This window comes from Paractinoplanes atraurantiacus (assembly GCF_900215205.1).
In the GTDB taxonomy this organism is placed as follows: domain Bacteria; phylum Actinomycetota; class Actinomycetes; order Mycobacteriales; family Micromonosporaceae; genus Actinoplanes; species Actinoplanes atraurantiacus.
On the sequence record NZ_OBDY01000002.1, the window covers coordinates 187,811 to 208,885 of the forward strand.

10 protein-coding genes are annotated in these 21,075 nt (G+C 74.4%); all 10 read left to right on the forward strand.

The features are described from left to right. Nucleotides 1–9: 9 nt before the first annotated feature. The 10 genes from CRP55_RS07560 to CRP55_RS07605 all read left to right on the forward strand — a co-directional run bounded on the left by CRP55_RS07560 (nucleotide 10) and on the right by CRP55_RS07605 (nucleotide 21,071). Nucleotides 10–951, forward strand: coding sequence for a chlorinating enzyme (locus CRP55_RS07560; protein ID WP_097318947.1), 942 nt, complete (start codon nucleotides 10–12; stop codon nucleotides 949–951). A gap of 12 nt (nucleotides 952–963) precedes the next feature. Further along, nucleotides 964–2,157, forward strand: coding sequence for an alpha/beta fold hydrolase (locus CRP55_RS07565; RefSeq protein ID WP_097318948.1), 1,194 nt, complete (start codon nucleotides 964–966; stop codon nucleotides 2,155–2,157). 118 nt (nucleotides 2,158–2,275) lie between these two features. Next, the gene (locus CRP55_RS07570) at nucleotides 2,276–2,902 is read left to right on the forward strand and encodes a Crp/Fnr family transcriptional regulator (RefSeq protein WP_097318949.1); all 627 of its coding nucleotides are present in this window, start codon (nucleotides 2,276–2,278) and stop codon (nucleotides 2,900–2,902) included. A gap of 10 nt (nucleotides 2,903–2,912) precedes the next feature. Beyond that, nucleotides 2,913–9,515, forward strand: coding sequence for a non-ribosomal peptide synthetase (locus CRP55_RS07575; RefSeq protein ID WP_097318950.1), 6,603 nt, complete (start codon nucleotides 2,913–2,915; stop codon nucleotides 9,513–9,515). Continuing rightward, complete coding sequence (locus tag CRP55_RS07580) at nucleotides 9,512–10,339, forward strand: thioesterase II family protein (RefSeq protein WP_097318951.1); 828 nt, start codon at nucleotides 9,512–9,514, stop codon at nucleotides 10,337–10,339. The genes CRP55_RS07575 and CRP55_RS07580 overlap by 4 nt, the downstream gene beginning before the upstream one ends. Beyond that, entirely contained in the window at nucleotides 10,336–11,238 is a 903-nt protein-coding gene (locus CRP55_RS07585; RefSeq protein ID WP_097318952.1) for a DUF6039 family protein, read from the forward strand. The genes CRP55_RS07580 and CRP55_RS07585 overlap by 4 nt, the downstream gene beginning before the upstream one ends. Nucleotides 11,239–11,248: 10 nt before the next feature. Then, nucleotides 11,249–12,472 carry a hydroxymethylglutaryl-CoA synthase family protein gene (locus CRP55_RS07590; protein ID WP_097318953.1) on the forward strand — a complete coding sequence of 408 codons (1,224 nt, stop codon included), beginning with the start codon at nucleotides 11,249–11,251 and terminating at the stop codon, nucleotides 12,470–12,472. Beyond that, nucleotides 12,463–13,209: an enoyl-CoA hydratase-related protein gene (locus CRP55_RS07595; protein WP_097318954.1), complete on the forward strand. Its 747-nt coding sequence runs from the start codon at nucleotides 12,463–12,465 to the stop codon at nucleotides 13,207–13,209. Before CRP55_RS07590 ends, CRP55_RS07595 begins: the two co-directional genes overlap by 10 nt. Nucleotides 13,210–13,213: 4 nt before the next feature. Then, nucleotides 13,214–15,286, forward strand: a complete 2,073-nt coding sequence (gene fabD / locus CRP55_RS07600; RefSeq protein WP_097318955.1) for an ACP S-malonyltransferase — start codon at nucleotides 13,214–13,216, stop codon at nucleotides 15,284–15,286. 64 nt (nucleotides 15,287–15,350) lie between these two features. Then, nucleotides 15,351–21,071: an SDR family NAD(P)-dependent oxidoreductase gene (locus tag CRP55_RS07605; protein WP_097318956.1), complete on the forward strand. Its 5,721-nt coding sequence runs from the start codon at nucleotides 15,351–15,353 to the stop codon at nucleotides 21,069–21,071. The last annotated feature ends 4 nt before the right edge of the window (nucleotides 21,072–21,075 follow it).

The following is a 21,075-nucleotide window of genomic DNA, read 5'->3' on the forward strand; positions in this document are numbered from 1 at the left end:
GAGAACACCATGGATGTCCAGCAGCGCGGGAACGCGCTCAGCCCGGACGAGCTGGAGACTTTCCGGCGGCAGGGCTACTTCGGACCGTTCAAGGTCTACGAGATCGACGAGATGCGCTCGGCCTGGCGCCGTCAGCGGCTGCAGATGCTCGACCGCAGCATGGCCGTCTACCAGGACGAGGCGGCCCAGTCCGGCAACACCAACATCTCCAACTACGACCGGCACCTGGACATGGCGTTCCTGGCCGACCACGTGATGAACCGCCGCATCGTGGACCGGGTGAGCAGCGTGCTCGGCCCCGACGTCCTCTGCTGGCGCACCGAGTTCTTCCCGAAGTATCCCGGCGACGAGGGCACCGACTGGCATCAGGCCGACACCTTCGCCAACGCCTCGGGCAAGCCGCAGATCATCTGGCCGGACGAGGTCAAGGAGTTCGGCGGCACGATCACGGTGTGGACCGCGTTCACCGAGGCCAACGAGGAGACCGGTTGTCTCCAGTTCATCCCGGGCACGCACGAGTCGATGAACTACGACGAGACCAAGCGGATGGACTACGACCCGGGCAGCATCAACCAGGCCGACAAGGCGGGCACCCGGCGGGGCTTCTTCGGCTACGACTACCGGCAGCTGCAGAAGGACCCGGACTGGACACCGGACGAGTCGAAGGCCGTGTCGATGGTGATGCGGCCCGGCGAGGCGATCATGTTCTGGTCGACGCTCATGCACGCGTCCTGGCCGCACAGCGGCAAGTCCTCCGAGATGCGGCTCGGCTTCGCCGCGCGCTACGTGCCCACGGCGGTGCGGGTCTATCCGGACACCGACGAGATCGAGGAGTACGGCGGCCGGGTCTCACTGGAGCGGTACGGGGCGGTACTGGTCAACGGTGGCGACGAGTACGGGCACAACCGGCTGGCCACCCGGACCACCCGCGGCCACGCCTTCGCCCGCTGACCGGAGGTACCCGTGCTCAGCAACCAGGCCACCCGCAATGTCACGGAACTCGCCGAGGCCGTGCTGTCGTTGCGCCCTCTCGCCGGCCAGCTCGAGCCTCCGGTCCGAGCCGTCACCGGCACGAACGGCAGCCCACCGCGGGCCAACCTGGAGCAGCTGCAAGGCCTGCTCGACCGGGTCACCGCCCGGCTGGCGGCGCCCCGGCTGCGGCTCACCGCCGGCGGACCGGCCGACGGCGGGCTGTTCGGGCACGTGGTCGGCCGGCGGCTGCGGCTCGGCGAGCTGGCCGGTCCGCTGGCCGAGGTCACACCGGACACGTACCAGGCCATGGACCGCGCGGTCGACGAGGCCGCGGCGGCCGACTTCGGCGCGTTCTGCCGGCGCGCGGTCACCTGGAGTCCCGACGGCACGCCGCTGAACGCCTACGCGGCCGGTGACCCGGCCGCCCCGGCCGTGGTCATCGCGTCGGCCTGCGGCATGCCGGCCCGGTTGGCCGAGCCGTGGATCCGCCGGCTGGCCGCCGACCACCACGTCGTCACCTGGGAGAGCCGTGGGCTCTTCGGCGACGTCGACGACTTCGACGGCGAGCTGGAGGTCGACGCCCAGGCCGGCGACCTGCTGGCGGTGATGGACCACTTCGGCGTCGCCGCCGCGCACGTCGCGGGACTGTGCGGCGGCGCGGTGATCGCCCTGGCGGCGGCCGCCCGGGCGCCCGAGCGGGTGTCGTCGCTGAGCCTGTGGCACGGCGATTTCGAGGTGGGCCGGGACGACTTCAAGACCGACCATCAGATCAACCTGCAGGCCCTCATGGCCATGGCGACGCGGGGACGGGTGAACGCCTCCGGCATCCACGCGGTGGTGTGCCAGACCATGACCGGCAGCGTGCCGGAGGACCTGGCCCACCTTGTCCTCTATCCGTACGCCACCCCGGAGCTGCTGTTCCGGTACTGCCAGCTGAACGGGGCGATCATGGGCACCGACGTTCGCGCGGAGCTGGCCACGGTGCGCCAGCCCACGCTCGTGGTGACCAGCGAGGACGACACCACCGCCCACCCGGAGGGCTCCCGGTTCGTGGCCGCCGCGCTGCCCGCCGCCGAGCTGGTCGTGACGCCGGCCGGCGACCACCTCTCCGTCTTCCGCGGCTCCACGGCCCTGCTCGACATGGCCGCCCACTTCATGAGGGTTCGTGGCCGGCCCGGCCGGTGAAAGCCGAGCGGAGGCAGACAGATGCGTGACCTGCAAAGGGACGAATGCGAAATAAGCGGGGTGCAGGTTGGAAATAGATGACCTTGAGACGTCGGAGTTCCCCCGTCGGCTGCGGGAGATGCTGAGCGGTCGTCTCGAGCAGTACACCCAGATCCGTTTCCCGAAGAACGCTCACGTGTACAACTGCGGTGCCCGTGACGACTACATATACCTGGTCGAGAGCGGGCAGGTGAAGACTGTCACCTATTCGCGTGACGGCAAGAAGTGCCTGTTGTCCATCTATGCCGCCGGCGACGTGTTCGGCGAGCTGTGCCTGCTCTCGGCCGGCCGGGTCGAGACCGCCACGACGATGCGCACCGCGATGCTGCGGCGCATCCCGCTCGCCTCCTTCCGGGCCGCCCTGGGCGACCAGGAGCTGCTGGACACCTTCCTGCGATACCTCACCCTGCGGCTCGCCGAGCAGCAGCAGATCATCACCAATCTGGTCACGATGGACAGTGAGCGCCGGCTGGCGGCCGCGCTGCTGATCCTCGCCAACAAGCTCGGCAAGAGGCAGGCCCGCGGCATCCGCATCGAGCAGCGGATCACGCAGGAGGAACTGTCCGGAATGGTCGGCACGACCCGGTCGCGGGTGGGCTACTTCCTCAAGCGGTTCTGCGAGGCGGGCCTGGTCTACCGAACCCCGGACTCGTTCCTCGTGGTCGTCGAGCGCAACGTCGTCAACTATCTCGAAGCCACCCTCTGAGAGGCGCACCGTGGACGAGGACCTGAACGGCGAGCTCGTCCGCGAGCTTCGCGACACGCTCGGAACCATCCTGCGCCGGGACGTCGGCGACGACCGGACACCCCTGCGTGACCTGGGCCTGGACTCGCTGTCGGCGGCCCGGTTCATCCTCGAGATCCAGCTCGCCTACGGCGTCGAGCTGACCATGGTGGAGCTCGCCGACTGCGGCGGCGTCGCCGACCTGGCCGGCCGGGTGGGCCGGAACCGCGGCGCCGGGGGTGGCGGGCCGGCCGCCGACCCGGCCGCGGCCGAGCAGCCTTTTCCGCTGACCCCGCTGCAACGGGCCTACCTGGCCGGCAAGCACCCCGAGCTGAGCGACGACCCGGTCGGCTGCCATCTGTACCGGGAGTTCGAGGTGGCCGGGCTCGACGTCGACCGGCTGCGCGAGGCCTGGCGGGCGGTGCTCCGCCGGCACGCGATGCTGCGCGCCGGCGTCGAGGGGAACAGCCAGCGGATCCGGCCCGAGCTGCCGGAGTGGACCACACCTGTGCACGAGACCGGCGACTACGAGCGGGACGTCCGGTCGGCCCGCGAGCGGCTGTCGCATCGCGGGTTCACGGCCGGCGAGTGGCCGCTCTACGCCATCGAGGTCACCCGGGGACCCGAGCGGTCCACAGTCCACCTGTGCCTCGACGCGCTGCTGACCGACGGGCACGGGCTCGACCTGTTGCTCGAGCACTGGTGGCGGGCGTACACCGAGCCGGGAACGCCGCTGCCGGACCCCGGCCTGACCGCACGGGACTGCCTGGTCTGGCTGCACGAGCAGAGCGCCGGCCCCGCGTACGAGCGGGACCGGCGCTACTGGGCCGACCGCCTGGCCGGCCTGCCCGCCGCACCCCGCCTCGGCGATCCGGACCCGGCCGCCGCGGTCCCGGCCGGCCGGTGCCGGCCCCGGCGTTCGCTGGGCGCGCGCCTGAGCGCCGGTGAGTGGTCCGCGCTGCGGGAGCGCGCCGGCCGTCTCGGTGTCTCGCCGACCGCCCTGGTCCTGGCCGTGTTCGCCGAGGCGCTGGACCGGCAGGGGGCCGACGAGCCGTACTCGCTGGTGCTCACCACGAACCGCCGCAGCCGCCTGCCGGCCGCGGCCGAGGGCGTGATCGCGCCGTTCACCTCGACCAGCGTCCTGATCGTCGGCGACCTCGCCGCGACCGGCCTCGACGACGCCGCCCGCGCGGTGCACCGGCGACTGTGGGAGGACCTCGACCACGCCGGCGTCTCCGGCATCGAGGCGGTCCAGGCCGCCCGGCGCGGCCCCGGCCCGGCCCTGCCGGTGGTGTTCACGAGCCTGCTCGACGCCACCCGCACGGCGCCCGGCGGCGGCTTCGCCGACGCCGTCACGTTCGCGACCAGTCAGACCTCCGGGGTGGCGGTGGACTGCCAGGTCGAGGAGCGCGGTGGCGAGCTGGCGCTGCGCTGGGACATCACCGACGCGCTGCTGCCGGCCGGCGGCGGCGACGTCCTGTTCGCCACCTTCGTCAACCTGCTGGCCGCGGCGGCGGTCGACGATCCCGCGGCCGAGACCACGTGGCCGCTCAACGAGCTGCAGCAGGCGTACTTCGTGGCCCGGGTCCAGGGGCGCCACGAGTGGGACGGCTGCCAGGTCTACCACTCGTTCACGGTCGACGATCTGGACGTACGGCGGCTGGCGGCGGCCTGGACGGCCATGATCCACGCGTACGAGGCCCTGCGGTCGTCGGTCACCCCCGACGGCCGCCTGGTGGTGCGGGCGACCGCCCCGGCGAGCTGGCGTGTGCCCGTCCTCGACGATCCGGGCGCGGTCCGGGTCGAGCCGCTGGTGTCCCGGGCGTTCCCGCTGGGCCGCTGGCCGCAGTTCGACCTGCGGGTCACCCGCGGCGAGGGCGGCTCCGCCGTCGTCCACCTCACCATCGACCTCACCGTCTGCGACGGCCGCAGCGTGCACTTCCTGCTGCGCGAGCTGTTCCGCCTCTACGCCGACCCCGCCGCGCGACCGCTGCCCGCGGCGTCCTTCGCGCAGTACGCGGCCGAGCGTCCCGAGCCCGGGACGGCGGCCGAGCACTGGCGCGAGGTGGCCGCCGCCCTGCCGCCCGGTCCGCCGCTGCCGATGCCGGGCGCGGCGGGCGGCGACCCCCGCCGGGTCCGGCACGCCGGCGCCGTGCCCGGCTGGCGCGGGTTGCGCGAGCGCGGCGCGGCGGCCGGGATCGGGCCGGACGCGCTGCTGCTGGCCGCGCTCACCGGCGCGCTCGGCGAGGTCTTCGACGCGCCGTTCGCGGTGTCCCTGGTGCGCTGGACCGAGCCGACCCGGCGGTTCCGGCCGGCCGAGCGCACCGCGCTGAGCTGGATCGCCCACGCGCCCGAGCGGTCGCCGTGGGAACGCGCCGCGCACTATCAGAAGCAGCTCGACGCGGACGCGGCCGCGGACGCGGTGAGCGGGCTGGCCGCGCTGCGGCGGCTGGTGCTGCGCCGGCGCGGTGACGGCACGTTCGCCTTCCCGGTCGTGCACACCGGGCTCCTCGACCTGGCCGAGCAGCCGCTGCCGGCCGGTGTGACCGCCGGCCCGTGGCTGACCTGCACCCCGGACGTGTCGCTGGACTGCATCGCGATGGACGACGGCGACGGCGAGCTGAAGTGCTTCTGGGACGCCACGGCCGCCGACTTCGCCCCGGGCGTGGTCGATCGGGTGTTCGAGGCCTATCTGCGGCAGCTCCGCGAGCTGGCGGCGGCCGACGCGCCGCCGGACGAGCCGGACCCGCGCCGGCAGCTGATCCGGTGGAACGACACGGCCCGGCCGTTCACCGCCGACGGGCCGGTGCACCGGCGCTTCGAGGAGCAGGCCCGGCGGGACCCGGACGCGGTCGCGGTGCGCTGGCGGCACGGCACGATGACGTACGGGGAACTCAACCGGCGTGCCAACGCCGTCGCCCGGCAGCTCCGGCACGACGGCGTGCGGCCGGGCGCGGTGGTGGCGGTCAGCGTGCCCCGGGGGCCGGATCTCGCGGTCGCCGTCTACGGCATCCTCAAGGCCGGGGGCGCCTACCTGCCGGTCGAGCCCTACCTGCCGGCCGAACGGGTCGGCGCGATGCTCGGCGACGCCGCGGCGGTCGCGCTCCTCATCTCGGGCGACGGTCCAGCGTGGAGCCCGCCGCCCGGGTTGACGGTGCGCACGCTGCCGGACACCGACCCGGTGTCCGACGACGGCGATCCGCCGCCGCTGGCCGGGCCGGACGACATGGCGTACGTCATCTACACCTCCGGCAGCACCGGGCGGCCCAAGGGGGTGGTGGTCACTCACCGGCCGTTGCACAACCTGTTCGCCTGGTGCCGGCGCCGGTACGGGTTCGGCCCGGGCGACCTGGGCCTGTGCGTCACCTCGCTGGGTTTCGACCTCTCCGTGTTCGACCTGCTCGGGTTGCTCGGCGACGGCGCGGCCGTCTACGTCGCCGACGAGACCGAGCAGCGCGACCCGCAGCTGCTGGTGGACGCGATGCTGCGGGAGGGGGTCACCTTCTGGAACTCCGCGCCGACCTCGCTCGACCAGTTGGCGCCGCTGTTCCCGGCCCCCGGCACGGCCGGCGCCGACGCGCTGCGGCTGGTCTTCCTCAGCGGCGACTACACCCCGCTGAGTCTGCCGGACCGGGTGCGCGCCGCCTTTCCGCGGGCCCGGCTGGTCAGCCTGGGCGGGGCCACCGAGGCGACGGTGTGGAGCAACTACTTCGAGGTCGAGGAGGTCGACCCCGGCTGGCGGAGCATTCCGTACGGGCATCCCATCGACAACAGTCGCTACTACGTGCTCGACGAGCGGGGTGAGCCCTGCCCGCCGGGGGAGGCGGGCGACCTCTACATCGCGGGCGCGTGCCTGAGTCAGGGCTACGCCAACCGGCCCGACCTCACCGCGGAACGGTTCCCGCCGGATCCGTTCGCCGGGTTGTTCGGCGCCGCTGACGACGAGCGGATGTACCGCACGGGCGACCGAGCCGAGCGTCTCCCGGACGGGACCATCATCTTCCTGGGCCGGCTCGACAACCAGGTGAAGATCCGTGGCTTCCGGGTCGAGCTGGGCGAGATCGAGCACCGGCTGCGCGCGCACCCCGGCGTCGCCGACGTCGTGGTGACCGCCCGGCCCGACCACACCGGGGACCGCAAACTCGTCGCCTACGTCGTGCCGGCGGCCCGGCCCGCGCCCGGCGTGCCGGAGTTGCGCAAGCACGCCGCCGCGGCGCTGCCGGACTACATGGTGCCGAATTTCGTGGCGTTCGTGGACACCTTCCCGGCCACCGCGAACGGCAAGCTCGACCGCGCCGCCCTGCCCTGGCCGCTGCCGGCCGAGCCGGGGCCCGGCGAGGCGAGTGCCGACGGCCTGCGCGACGACCTGGTGGCGATCTTCGCCGAGCTGGTGGGTGCGGGGGCGATCGACCCGGACGCCGACCTGTGGGATCAGGGCGTCACGTCGTTCACGATGGTGCAGGTGTCGGCGGCGCTGCAGTCGCGCCACGGCCGGCGGGTGCCGGTCTCGGCGCTGCTGGCCGAACCCACGATCACCGGCCTGGCCCGCAGCCTGGCCGCTCCGCCGCCGGCCGCTCAGCCCGAGCCTGCGGCGTCGCCCGGGCCCGGGGTGGACTTCTTCGACCAGGCCGACCGGGATCGGTTCAAGGAGCGCGAACCGGGCCGGCGGGCACCGGCGCCGGCCGAGAACTCGCTCGCGCTGCCGGGCGAGCCGGCCGCCGCCGAGCTCTACCGGGAGCGGACCAGCCATCGGCAGTTCACCGGCGAGGCGGTGGAGCTCGCCGAGCTGGCCACGCTGCTCGGCCTGCTCCGCCCGATCCCCGACGGCGATCGGCTCCGATACCGCTATCCGTCGGCCGGCGACACCTACGCCGTGCAGGTCTATGTGCACGCCCGCTCGGTGACCGGGCTGGAACCGGGGGTCTATTACTACGACCCGCCCGAGCACACCCTGCGGCGGATCGGCGACGGGGCCGAGCTGAGCCGGTCGGCGCACTTCTTCTACAACCGGCCGCTGTTCGACGCCGCGGCCTTCGAGCTGCACCTGGTCGGACAGCGCCGCGGCATCGAGCCGCTCTACGGCGCCGACAGCGACCGTTTCCTGACGCTGGAGGCCGGCTACATCGGACAGCTGCTGATGGGCGAGCAGGCCTCGGCCGGCCTCGGCCTGTGCCCGATCGGCGCGATCGCCGAGGACCGGCTGCGCCCGGCGCTGCGGCTCGACGACGACCACCGGTTCCTCCAGGCGTTCTTCGGTGGCCGCCCGATCGCGGCCGTACGCGCCACGCCGGCCCCCGCCCAGCCGGCCCCGGCCGCGCCCGCCGCCCTCGACCTGGCCGTCGTCGGGCTGGCCGGCCGCTACCCCGGCGCCGACGACCTCGCCCAGCTCTGGGCCGGCCTGCTGGCCGGGCGGTCGGCGGCCGGGCCGATGCCCGGCGATCGCGCCGGCGCGCTCGGGCTCACCGGATCGCTGTCCCGCATCACCGGCGGTTTCCTGTCCGACATCGACACGTTCGACAGCCTGCGGTTCCGCGTCTCCCCGCTGGAGGCCGCCACCCTGGATCCGCAGGCCCGCCTCGTGCTCGAGACGGTGTGGCGATGTCTCGAGGACGCCGGGCACACCCCGGCCGGCCTGGCCGCACAGGGCCGGGTCGGTGTCTTCGTGGCCGGCATGTGGCCCGACCATCAGGTGGCCGCCGCGGAACGGTGGCGGGCCGGTGAACCGGCCACGACCTCCGGTATCGCCGCCGACCTGCCCAACCGGGTGTCGCACGCGTTCGGCTTCCGCGGCCCCAGCATCGCGGTGAACACCTCCTGCTCCTCGTCGCTGACCGCGCTGCACCTGGCGGCGCAGAGCCTCGCCCGCGGCGAGTGCGTGGCCGCGGTCGTCGCCGGCGTCAACCTGATCACCCACCCCTTCCACCTGGCCCTGCTGCGCGGGCTCGATCTGGTCGCCGCCGACGGCGCGACCGGCGAGGCGTACGACGCGGACACGACCGGCTGGCTGCCGGGCGAGGGGTGCGGGGCGCTGCTGCTGCGACCCGCCGGGCCGGCCGCCGCCGACGGCGACCCGGTGCGCGGCATCGTCGAGGCCACCTGGACCGGGCACGCCGGGCGGACCAGCCGCTTCGGCGCCCCGGACGCGGCCGAGCTCGCCGGCTCGCTGGCCCAGGCGCTGCGGTCGGCCGGGCTCACCGCGGCCGACCTGGACTACGTGGAGACGGCCGCGGCCGGGGCCGCCCTGGCCGACGCGGCCGAACTGGAGGCCCTCGGCCAGGTCGCCGCCGGCCGGGACCGGCCGCTGCCGATCGGCACGATCAAGCCCAACCTCGGCCACCTGGAGGCCGCCTCGGGACTGTCCCAGCTGACCAAGGTTCTCCTGCAGTTCGAGCACGGCGAGATCGCGCCGACCCGGCTCGCCCGGCGGCGCGGCCCGCTGGCCGACTGGGATCCGGCCGTGCTGACCGTGCCGGAGCGGCCGACGCCGTGGCCCCGGCGCGACTCCGGCGGGCCGCCCCGCGCGCTGGTGAACGCGCTCGGCGCGACCGGGTCGTATGGGCATGTCGTGCTGCGCGCGCCCGGAGGCGGGCGGTGACGGCCTGGCTCAGCGTCCCGCCGAGCGCCGCGGACGCGCCGGTGCGCCTGCTCTGCTTCGCCCACGCGGGCGGCGGCGCCGGATTCTTCCAGCCGTGGCGGCCGGTGCTCGCCCCGGAGGTGGCGGTCTGCCCGGTGGTGCTGCCGGGACGCGAGACCCGGGTGCGGGAGGAACCGTACCGGCGGGTCGAGGATCTCCTCGGCCCGCTCGTCGACGGTCTCGGCGGCCACCTCGACCGGCCGTACGCGATCCTCGGCCACAGCATGGGCGCCGTGCTCGCGTACGAGGTCGCCCGTCGCCTCACCGGGGCCGGCGCCGCGCCGCTCTGCCTGTTCGTCTCCGGCCGGCGCGCCCCGCGGACGCCCACCCGGCGCCCGGCCCTGCACCGCCTGCCGGAGGACGAGTTCCTGCGCGCGGTCGGCCTGCTCAACGGCACCCCACCCGAGGTGCTGGCGCAGGGCGACGTCATCAAGCTGTTCCTGCCGTCGTTGCGGGCCGACTTCGAGCTCAACGAGGTCTACGCGCCGCTGCCCGGCCCGCCGCTGGACTGTCCGGTGTCGGCGCTGACCGGTGACGCCGACCCCGAGGTGAACCTCGACGAGATCGCCGCCTGGCGGGAGACCACCCGCGGCGCGTTCACCCTGCGGGTGTTCCGCGGCGACCACTTCTATCTCAAGGGCGCGCCGCCCGAGGTGCTCGCCGCGATCCGCGCCGACCTGCGCCGGCTCGGGGCGGCCACCGCTCAAACCTGCGCAGACAGCGGGGCCCTACCGCCCGTACAAACGAATCGCGAGATCGCCCGACTGGAAGGGACCGTCCGATGACAGCGACGACCGCGGCCGCCACGCCCCGCGCCCAGGACCAGACTTCGCTGGCGCCGGAGAAGCTCCTGCATTCCGGCAACAGCGGGATGGTCATCTACCGGGTGGGGCAGCTGAACTACGAATTCGCCCGGGAGGGCCGCGGGTTCAGCGTCGACCTGCTGGGCTACATCAACGACAAGCAGCAGGGCGTGGCCACGACGTTCTGCTACGAGGAGGTCTTCGGCGTCAAGGACCGGCTGCACTGGCTGATCCACATGCGCTCGCCGAACGAGTACCAGAAGCTGCTCGAGATGGTCGACCACGACGAGGAGTTCCAGGGCATCTCGGTCGTCGACCGGCTTCCCGAGAAGGGGCACGGCAACTGGGAGAAGATCTTTCTCGAGAGCAGCATGTACGAGCGGATCCTCTGCCCCCAGCACGGTTTGCAGCACCATCACGACGAGCCGGACGATCCGCAGGAGGCGGCGAACTTCGTCACCTCGGCGCGGCACCAGACCGCGCAGCCGTTCGGCGACCAGCTCAACTCGTCGAACGCCGGTGCCATCGTGGTCCGTACGGCGACCGTGAAGTACGAGTTCCGCAAGGAGGGCCGGCTCTTCGCCTTCGACTGGCAGGAGCACGTCAACCGCGAGCTCGCCGGCGACGTCACGGTCCTGCTCTACGAGGAGACCTTCGGTCAGCAGGACCGGATCTACTCGCTGATCCACCTGCGCGACCTCGACGCCTACGGCGCGCTGGCCGAACTCGACCGCAGCCCGGCCACCGACGAGCGGATCTACCGCAAGCCGCGGGTGCACGAGTCGAAGGGCGGCGGCACATGGGAACGGCTGTTCGTGCCGGCCACCATCCACGACACCCTGCTCCTGCCGCAGCGGCCGTCAACGCCCGCCCGCGCCTGAGACGGCACCGGTGAGCACCGGCATCGAGGCCATCAACGCCTACGTGGGGCGGGCCTTCGTCGACGTCCGCGACCTGTTCACGGACCGGGGGCTGAGCATGTCCCGGTTCGACAACCTGATGATGACGCAGAAGTCGGTGAACCTGCCGTGCGAGGACCCGGTCACCAACGCGGTGAACGCGGCCCGCCCCCTGGTGGCCGGCCTCTCGCCGGCCGAGCTGGCCGGCATCGAGCTGCTCGTCGTCGGCACCGAGAGCGGGCTCGACTTCGGCAAGCCGATCAGCACATACGTGCACCATCACCTCGGTCTGCCCAGCCGGTGCCGCTCGTTCGAGGTGAAACACGCCTGCTACGGCGGCACCGCGGCCCTGCAGACGGCGGCGGCGCTGGTCGAGACCAGCCCGTCACCGTCGGCCCGGGCCCTGGTGGTGGCGGCCGACGCGCCCAGCAACGGTGCCCGGGGCACCTATTGGGAGCCGTCGGAGGGCGCCGGAGCGGTGGCCATGCTGGTCGGCCGCGACGCGCGGGTGCTGGCGCTGGACCCGGGCGCGAGCGGCTGGCACACGTACGAGGTGATGGACACCGCCCGGCCCGCCGTCGAGACCGACGTGGTCGACTCGGACCTGTCGCTGCTGGCCTACCTGAGCTGCCTGGAGAACTGCTTCGCGGCCTACTGCGACCGGGTGCCGGGCACGGACGTCGTCGGCACCTTCGACCATCTGGTGTTCCACACGCCGTTCGCCGGCATGGTCAAGGGCGCGCACCGGACGCTGCTGCGCAAGCTGCGCCGGCTGGACGCGGCCGGCATCGAGCGGGACTTCGCCGCGCGCATGGCCGCCTCCCTGCACTACGCGGCGCGGGTCGGCAACCTCTTCTCGGCCGCGATCTATCTCGCGCTCTGCTCGCTGCTCGAACAGGCCCCGAGCGACCGCACGCGGCGGATCGGCCTCTTCTCGTACGGATCGGGCTGCGCCTCGGAGTTCTTCAGCGGGGTCGTCCCGGCCGGCGCCCGCCCCGGACTGGACATCGGCGCCCAGCTCGACGACCGCCGGCGGCTGACCGTCGGCGAGTACGACAAGCTCACCGCCGGCAGCGACCAGCGCGCGTTCGGTGTGCGGGAGGCGGTCTTCGACGCGGCCGGCTACGGACCGGTCTTCGACTCGCACGTCGCCGGTCGCGGCCTGCTGGTGCTCGACCGGATTCGCGACTACCACAGGGAGTACCGGTGGGCCTGACCGAGCGGACGGCCACGCTGCGGACGGTCAGCATCGACCGCGGCGACGGCGCGAACAGCGTCGACGAGGCCATGGTGGCCCGCCTGCACGAGGCGCTCGACCGGGCGGAGGCCGACCCGGACTGCCGGATGCTGCTGATCACCTCGGGCGACGGGGTGTTCAGCACCGGCATGAACCTCGCCGCGGCCGCCTCGGGCGAGGCGCCGGAAGCGGCCGGCCGGGCGTTCTTCGACCTGATGCGGCGCTTCACCGGCGTGCCGCTGATGGTGGCCGCGCACGTCGACGGGCAGGTGGCCGGCGGCGGGGTCGGCCTGGTCGCGGCGTGCGACCTCGTCCTCGCCAGCGAACGCAGCACCTTCGCGCTGCCCGAGGCGCTGTGGGGGTTGCTGCCGTGCTGCGTGCTGCCGTTCCTCGTGCGCCGGATCGGCTTCCAGCGGGCGTACGCCATGACGCTGACCACGCGCCCGGTCCCGGCCGCCGACGCCGCGCGGTCCGGTCTGGCCGACGAGGTCGCGGCCGACCTGACCGGCCCGGTGCGCCGGCTCGCCTACCGCGCGGGCAAGCTGGACACCGCCACCGTGGCCGCCCTCAAGCGGTACGCCGGCGCCCTGTGGCCGGTCACCGCCGAGACGCGCGAGCTGGCCGTCGGCGAGCTGGGCCGGCTCATGGCCACGCCGGCCGTGCACGAGCGCCTCACCGCGTTCGCCGAGTCCGGCCGCCTGCCGTGGGACCGGTAGCCCGATGAGCCGCGCGTTCCTCTTCCCTGGCCAGGGCTCGCAGACGCCCGGGATGGGCGGCGACCTGTTCGCCGCGTACCCCGATCTGACCGGCGCCGCCGACGAGATCCTCGGCTACTCCGTGCGCGAGCTGTGCCGGGGCGAGGACGGCCGGCTGCACCGCACCGAGTTCGCCCAGCCGGCCCTGTTCGTGGTGAACGCCCTGGCCTATCGGCAGCGCCGGGAGCGCGGCGGCCCCGCGCCGGACGTGCTGGCCGGGCACAGCCTGGGCGAGTGGAGCGCGCTGTACGCGGCCGGCTGCGTCGACTTCGCCACCGGGCTGCGGCTGGTGCGCCGGCGCGGCGAGTTGATGGGCGCGGTCACCGGCGGCGGCATGCTGGCCGTGCTCGGTGTGCCCCGCGACCGGCTCCTCGCCGTCCTGGCCGAGGCCGGCCTCGACGACATCGACCTGGCCAACGACAACGTGCCCGGTCAGCTGGTGCTGGCCGGCCCCAAGGAGTCCACCCGGGCGGTCGTCGCGGCGCTCGCCGCGGCCGGCGCCGGAGGGCGGTGCGTGCCGCTCAACGTCAGCGTGGCCGCGCACTCCCGCTCTCTGGCCGGGCCGGCCGCGGAGTTCGCCGCGCTGTTGCGCGAGGTCGCGTTCGCCGAGCCGGCGCTGCCGGTGATCGCGAACGTGACCGCGCGGCCGCACCGTGTCGAGGAGCTTCCCGACCTGCTGAGCCGGCATCTGGTGAGCCCGGTGCGGTGGTGGGACACGCTGTGCCGGCTGGCCCGCGACGGGGTGGACGCGGTGGAGGAGATCGGGCCCGGCGAGGTGCTGACGAAGATGTGGAAGCGCGCCCGCGCCGACCTGCCCCCGCCCGATCCCGCCGCCCCGGCCCCGGCCACGCCCGCCCCCGGTTCGATCGCGCTGGGTAGCTCGTCGTTCCGGCAGGCCTACGGGGTGCGGCAGGCCTACGTGGCCGGTGGGCTCGGCTACGGGGTGACCGGGCCCGAGCTGGTACGCCGGATGACCGGCGCCGGCTGTCTCGCGTTCCTCGGCGCCGGCGGGCGCCGGCTCGACGAGGTCGAGGCCGACCTGTCCGAGCTGTCCGGCCTGGACGGACGGTGGGGAATCACCCTCCCCGCCGGTCCGGGCCAGGCCGGCCTGGTCGAGCTGGCGCTGCGGCACGGCGTACGGCACGCGGAGGCCGACGCGTACGCCGGAGTGACCGGCCCGCTGGTGCGGTGGCGGTTCGCCGGGCCGGACCGGCACCTGATGGTTCGGGTGTCCCGCGCCCGGCAGGCCGCCGACTTCCTCCGCCCACCGGCGCCCGGCCCGGCCGGCGACCCGGTGGGAGCGCCCGTGGCCACCGACCTGTGCGGGCCGATCACCCTGCTGACGGAGCTGCTGGCGATGCGGGACGAGGCCGCCGCCCGGCACGGCGGCGCCGAGCCCGTGCGCGTCGGGGTGACCGGCGGCATGGGCGATCCGCGCGCGGTCGCGGCCGCGTTCCTGATGGGCGCCGACTTCGTCGTCACCGGGCCGGTCAACCAATGCTGCCCGCAGGCCCGCACCTCGGACGTGGTCAAGGACATGCTGACCCGGGCCGGCGCCGACGACGCCCGGGACGCGCCCGCCGAGGAGCTCTTCGAGGTCGGCGGGCGGGCGACCGTGCTGGCCACCGGAACCCTGTTCCCGGCCCGGGCCGAGGCGCTCTACCGGGCCTACCGCGACCACCCCGGACTGGACCGGCTCGGCCCGGACGTGCGGCGCCGGTTCGAACGCGACCTGCTGGGACGGTCGCTGGACGCGGTGTGGGCCGAGGTGGCGCCGGCCGCGGACGGCGGGGACGACCCGCGCCGGCGGATGGCCGCGGTGTTCCGCTGGTACTTCGCCCGGGCCGCGCGACTCGCCGTGACCGGCGATCCCGGCGGGCGGATGAACTACCTCGTGCCCTTCGACGCCGAGGTGGCCGCGTTCAACCGGTCGGTGCGCGGCACCAGGCTGGAGCACTGGGCGGCGCGGACCCCGGACGCGATCGCCGAGCATCTTCTGGCCGGCGCGGGCCGCCTGCTCGGCCGTGCTCATTCCTGAGCAGGCAAGCGGCGCGGACGTCCCTAGCCTTCTGGCGAGAGCCGCTGAAACGGGGTGGAGTGCCGTGACCAGCATCGAACATGTTCTGTTGTCCGCCGCCAGCCGGGCGCGCCTGCACACGTACGCCGGCCGGCTGCGCGACCACCTGTCGGGCCCGGCCGCTCCGGCCTCGCTCGCGGACGTGGCGCACACCCTGCAGACCGGGCGTACGCCGATGGCCCACCGTCTCGCGGTGTCCGCCGCGGAGACGGCCGTGGTGGTCGAGGGACTCGACGCGTTCCTCGCCGGGCGGCCGCACCCGGCGGTGCGCACCGGGGTCGCGGAGGAGCCGGTGGCCGGCCCGGACCCGGCGAGCGCCGAGGGCGCGGTGACGGCCTGGCTGGGCGGGCAGGACGTGGACTGGCGGCAGTACCGCACGGAGCCGGCCCGGCGGGTGTCGCTGCCGACGTACCCGTGGTCGGACGCCGAGCCGCCCGCCCCGCGCCCTTCGGCACCCTCGGCATCCTCGGTCGCCGAGCGGTACCTCGTCGGCCTGTACGCCGAGGTCTCCGGAATCCCGGTCGCGCAGCTCACCCCGCACACGCCGTTGACCGATCTGGGGCTGAGCTCGTTCCTCGTCACCCGGCTCAACGCCCGGCTCGAACAGGATCTGGGCGAGACAGATCGGACGCTGTTCTTCGCGCACAGCGACCTCGCGGGAGTGGCCGCCGTGCTGGCCGGGCGATGGTCCTTCCCGGCGGCCGACGCGAACCCGGCGGAGGTTCTTTCGCCCGCTCCTATCGCCGCGCCCGCGCCCGCTCCTTCCGCCGGGCCGGACGACGGCGCCGTGGCGGTGATCGGGCTGGCCGGGCGCTACCCGCGGGCGGCCGGCCTCGACGAGTTCTGGGCCAACCTGGTCGCCGGGCGCGACTGCGTGTCCCGCATCCCGGCCGCCCGCACCCGGCCGGGCTGGCCCGCGGACGACATGTGGGGCGGCTTCCTCGACGAGGTCGATCGCTTCGACCCGCTGCTGTTCGGCATCACGCCGCGCGACGCCGACCTGATGGACCCGCAGGAACGGCTCTTCCTGGAGGTGGTCTGGGAAGCGATGGAGGACGCCGGTTACACCCGGGCCCGGCTGCGCGACCGGCACGGCTCGCGGGTGGCCGTCTACGCGGGCGCCATGCACAACGAATACCCGTACTTCGGCGTGGAGAGCTCCCGGCCCGGCCACCGCGTCGACTCCGGGGCCACACTCGGCGGCATCGCCAACCGGGTCTCCTTCTTCCTCGACCTGCACGGGCCGTCGCTGTCCGTCGACACCATGTGCTCGTCCTCGCTCACCGCCCTGCACCTCGCCGTCCGGGCGCTGCGCGCCGGCGAGTCCGAGGTGGCCATCGCCGGCGGGGTGAACCTGTCGCTGCACCCCAACAAGTTCGTGCAACAGCGGCGGATGCGGCTGGTCGCCTCCGACCACCGATGTCGCAGCTTCGGTGAGGGCGGCGACGGCTTCGTCTCGGCCGAGGGCGCCGGCGTCGTGCTGCTCAAACCGCTGGCGCGGGCGCTGGCCGACGGCGACCGCGTCCACGCGATCGTCCGGGGCAGCGCCGTCGTGCACGCCGGGCGCACCAACGGCTATCTGGTGCCCAACCCGGAGGCCCAGGGCGACATGGTGCGGCGGGCGCTGCGAGACGCGGAGGTCGATCCGGCCACGATCGGCTACATCGAGGCGCACGGGGCCGGCACCGCCCTGGGCGACCCGGTCGAGATCAACGGACTGCTCCGGGCCTTCGGCGAGGCCCGTCTCGCGCCCGGCACGGTGCCGATCGGCTCGGTCAAGTCGGTCATCGGGCACGTGGAGGCCGCCGCCGGTATCGCCGGCCTGACCAAGGTGATCCTTCAGATGCGCAACGGCCGGTACGCGCCGACCCTGCACGCCGAGCGGCTCAACCCCAACGTGGACTGGGCCTCGGTGCCGTTCCGGGTGCAGCGCGAAGCGGCGCCCTGGCCCTCCGGCGCCACGCCCCGGCGGGCCGCGATCAGCTCGTTCGGCGCGGGCGGCACCATCGCTCACGTCGTGGTCGAGGAGGCGCCGGCAGTCGCCGCGGCGCCGGCCGCCGTGCCCGGGCCGCGCCTGATCGTCCTCACCGCGTACGACGAGGAACGCCTGCACGAGGTGGTGGCCCGGCTCGTCGCCCACCTGCGCACGGCGCGACCCGCCCTGGCCGACGTGGCGTACACCCTGCAGGTGGGTCGCGAGCACCTGCGGGAGCGCCTCGCCCTGGTGGTGAACGACATCGACGAGCTGGGCGAGCGGCTGGCCGCGTATCTGGCCGGCCGGGCCGGTGACACGGTGGTGCGCGATCGGGCGCCCAGCGCCGGGCACGCGGAGAACGATCCGCCGGACGGGGCCGGGCCGGTCGAGCTGGCCCGGCACTGGGCGGCCGGAGGGCGCGTCGACTGGGCGGCGCTGCCGGGCGGCGGGCGCGTCATCGCGTTGCCGTCGTACCCGTTCGCCCGGATGCGCTGCTGGCTTCCCGGTGAGGACCCAGAGATTCCGCTGGACCCGGAGGTCCCGCTCTACTCGCGGGCCTGGCAGGCGGCCGGAACGATCGGTGAGCCGGCCACGATGGGGCCGGCGATCTGCGTCTTCTCGGCGCACAGCGAGGCGGTCGCCCGGGCGCTCGCCGCGCAGGGGCCCGTCGTCCTGGTGCGCGAGGGCGGGGAACTTCAGGACGGGATCGCCGGATTCGTGACCGAAAAGGACGCGGCCGCGCTCGCCGAGACGTTGCTCCGGGACAACCCGGCCATCGACGGCTGGCTCGACCTGGCCGACCTGTACCGGCCGGACGCGGAACGCGGACTGTGGAGCGCGCGGCTGGCCATGCTGCGCACGGTGGTGACGGCCCGGGCGCCGGGCGGCCTGCGGGCGTTGCAGGTCACCGACGGGCTGCGGGCCGGCGTCGAGCCCGGTGGGACGGAGCCGGGCCGGCTGGCCGGGGCCCGCGTCGCGGGGTTCCTGCGCGTCCTCGGCGCCGAGTACCGGTCGCTGCGGGCCGGGGTGCTCGACACGGACGTTTCGGCCGGGGATCCGCACCGGCTGGCCGGGCACATCTTGGCCGAGTGGGCGGCGCCGGAGCCGGAGGTGTGCCATCGGGGCGGGCAACGGTTCCGGCCGGTGCTGCGGCCGCTCGACGCGCCGTACGAGCCGCTGCGGGTGGATCCGGCGGCGGCGTACGTCGTCACCGGCGCCACCCGAGGGCTCGGCGCCCTGGTCACGAAGCTGCTGGCCGATCGGGGCGCGCGCCGGCTCGCGGTGCTCGGGTACCGGGGCGGGCCCGCGCTCGACCAGGCGGTGACCGACCTGGAGTGCCGCGGTGTGCGGGTCCTGCCGTACGCCGGCGCGCTGACCGACCGGGCGGCCCTGGGCGCGTTCCTCGACCGGGTCCGGGATGAGCTCGGCGCAATCGGCGGGATCGTGCACTGCGCCGGGCGCTCGGCGCCCGAGCCCACCGGGTTCGCCTATCAGGACCCCGCGGTCGTACGGGACGTGCTGGAACCCAAGGTGGACGGCCTGGAGGCGCTGCTCGAGCTGACCGCGGGCGATCGTCCGGCGTTCACGCTGCTCTTCTCCTCGGTGTGTGCCGCGGTGCCGTCGGTGGCCGGGGGAGTGACCGACTACGCGGCGGCCAACGCCTTCCTGGACCTGACCGCGGCCCAGCGCGCCGCCGACGGCGTGCGGTCGGTGAACTGGCCGCAGTGGCGCGAGAGCGGCGGCGGCCGCGACCGGCCCAACCCGTGCCTGCGGGTCGGCCTGGACACCTTGGACGACGAGGCCGGGCTGCGGGTCCTGGAGCGGGTCCTGGCCCGGCCGGCCGGCGGCGTGGTGCTGCCGGCGCCACCGCTGAACGGCGCCACGGTCGACCTGGACGCCCTGCTCACTCTCACCAGCTCACCGGCTGAGACCAGCGCGCCTCCGGTGGTTTCGGCGCCGCCATCCCTCGACCGGTCTCTCGCCTCGCCTGCCGCCTCGCCTCCCGCAACGCCCGCCGCTTCGCCCGCTGCGGAGCCGCCCGCATGGCTTCGGGAGCTCTTCGCGGACGCGCTGCGGCTGCCCGCCGCCGATCTGGACGACACAGCCGACTTCAGCGACCTCGGCGTGGAGTCCATCATGCTGGGCGAGCTGCTGCTGGCCATCGAGGCGCGGCTGGGCCGCTCCCTGGAACCGGCCGCCCTGCTCGACCACCCCACCCTGGCCCGGCTCAGCGCCCACCTCGGCGTGAACGAGACCCCGGCGCCGCCGCAGCCCGAGGCGCCGGCCCGGCCCGCGAGCCCCGCCGCCTCTCCGCCCGCGCCGCCGGACGGCCGGGTCGCGGTCATCGGCATGGCCTGCCGCTTCCCCGGCGCGCCCGATACCGACACGTTCTGGGACACCCTGATCGCCTCCCGCTGTGCCGTGGACGAGGTGCCGGCCTCCCGCTGGGACCATCGCCGGTTCTACCGCCCGCAACCCGGGCTCGGTCACAGCATCAGCAAGTGGGGCGGCTTCGTGACCGGCCTCGAGGACTTCGATCCGGCGTACTTCGGGCTCGGTGACGAGGAGGCCACCTGCCTCGATCCGGCCATCCGGATGTTCCTCGAGGGCACGGCCACCTGCCTGCGCGACGCCGGCTACTCCGACGAGGAGATCGGCGGCCGGGAGGTCGGCGTCTTCGTGGGCGCGCGGATGTCCGAGTACGGCCGGCGGGTCGGCGTGCGGCCGGGCGTCCTGCGCTCGGACCAGAACTTCATCGCCGCCCACGTGGCCCACCACTTCGACCTGCGCGGCCCCAACCTGGTGATCGACAGCGCGTGCTCCTCGTCGCTGGTCAGCGTGCAACTCGCCATCCGCAGCCTGCTGGCCGGCGAGTCAGCGATGGCGCTGGCCGGCGGTGTCGAGGTGCTCCTGGACGAGCAGCCCTATCTCGACCTGAGCGCGGCGCGGGCGCTGTCCCCGACGGGCCGGTGCTACGCCTTCGACGAGCGGGCCGACGGGTTCGTGCCGGGCGAGGGCTGCGGCGTGGTGCTGCTCAAGCCGCTGGAGCGGGCGATCGCCGACGGCGACCGCATCCACGCCGTCATCGAGGCCGTCGCGGTCAACAACGACGGTCGCACCATGGGGATGACGACGCCCAACCCGGCGGCGCAGGCGCGTGTGGTCCGCCGGGCCCTCGACCTGTCCGGCCGTTCCCCGGACGAGATCGGCATGGTGGAGGCGCACGGCACCGCCACGCTCATCGGCGACCCGATCGAGCTGCGGGCCCTCACCGACGTCTACGGCGCCGGCCCGGCGCGGGCCGGCGGATGCCCGATCGGCAGCGTCAAGTCCAACATCGGGCATCTGCTCAGCGCGGCCGGCATCGCCGGGCTGGCCAAGGTGATCCTGTCGGTGCGGCACGGCCAGATCCCGGCCACGCTGTTCTGCGAGACGCCGAACCCCCGGTTCGACTTCGCCCGCTCGCCCTTCACGCCGAACACCGCCCTGCGCCAGTGGCCGGAGCTGCCCGCCGCGCGGGTCGCGGCGCTGAGCTCGTTCGGGCTCGGCGGCACCAACGCCCACCTGATCGCCAGCGGCTTCGACCTCAAGCAGCGATACGGCCACCCGGATGCCCGCCGGCCGCTGCCACCGCCCCGGTTCGCCCGCCGCCGCCTCTGGCTCGACCCGCCCGGCAGCGCCCCCGCCGAGGAGCCGGAGCCGCTGCTGGCCTCGATCCTCGACCTGGACCTCTCCGGCGGCTCCCGCCCCGCCCTGCCGTTCGCACGCTGAGGAG

Coding starts and splice junctions, on each gene's coding strand:
- CRP55_RS07585 (WP_097318952.1), top strand. CDS start 10,336: ATGACAGCGACGACCGCGGCCGCCACGCCCCGCGCCCAGGACCAGACT.
- CRP55_RS07560 (WP_097318947.1), top strand. CDS start 10: ATGGATGTCCAGCAGCGCGGGAACGCGCTCAGCCCGGACGAGCTGGAG.
- fabD (WP_097318955.1), top strand. CDS start 13,214: ATGAGCCGCGCGTTCCTCTTCCCTGGCCAGGGCTCGCAGACGCCCGGG.
- CRP55_RS07570 (WP_097318949.1), top strand. CDS start 2,276: ATGCTGAGCGGTCGTCTCGAGCAGTACACCCAGATCCGTTTCCCGAAG.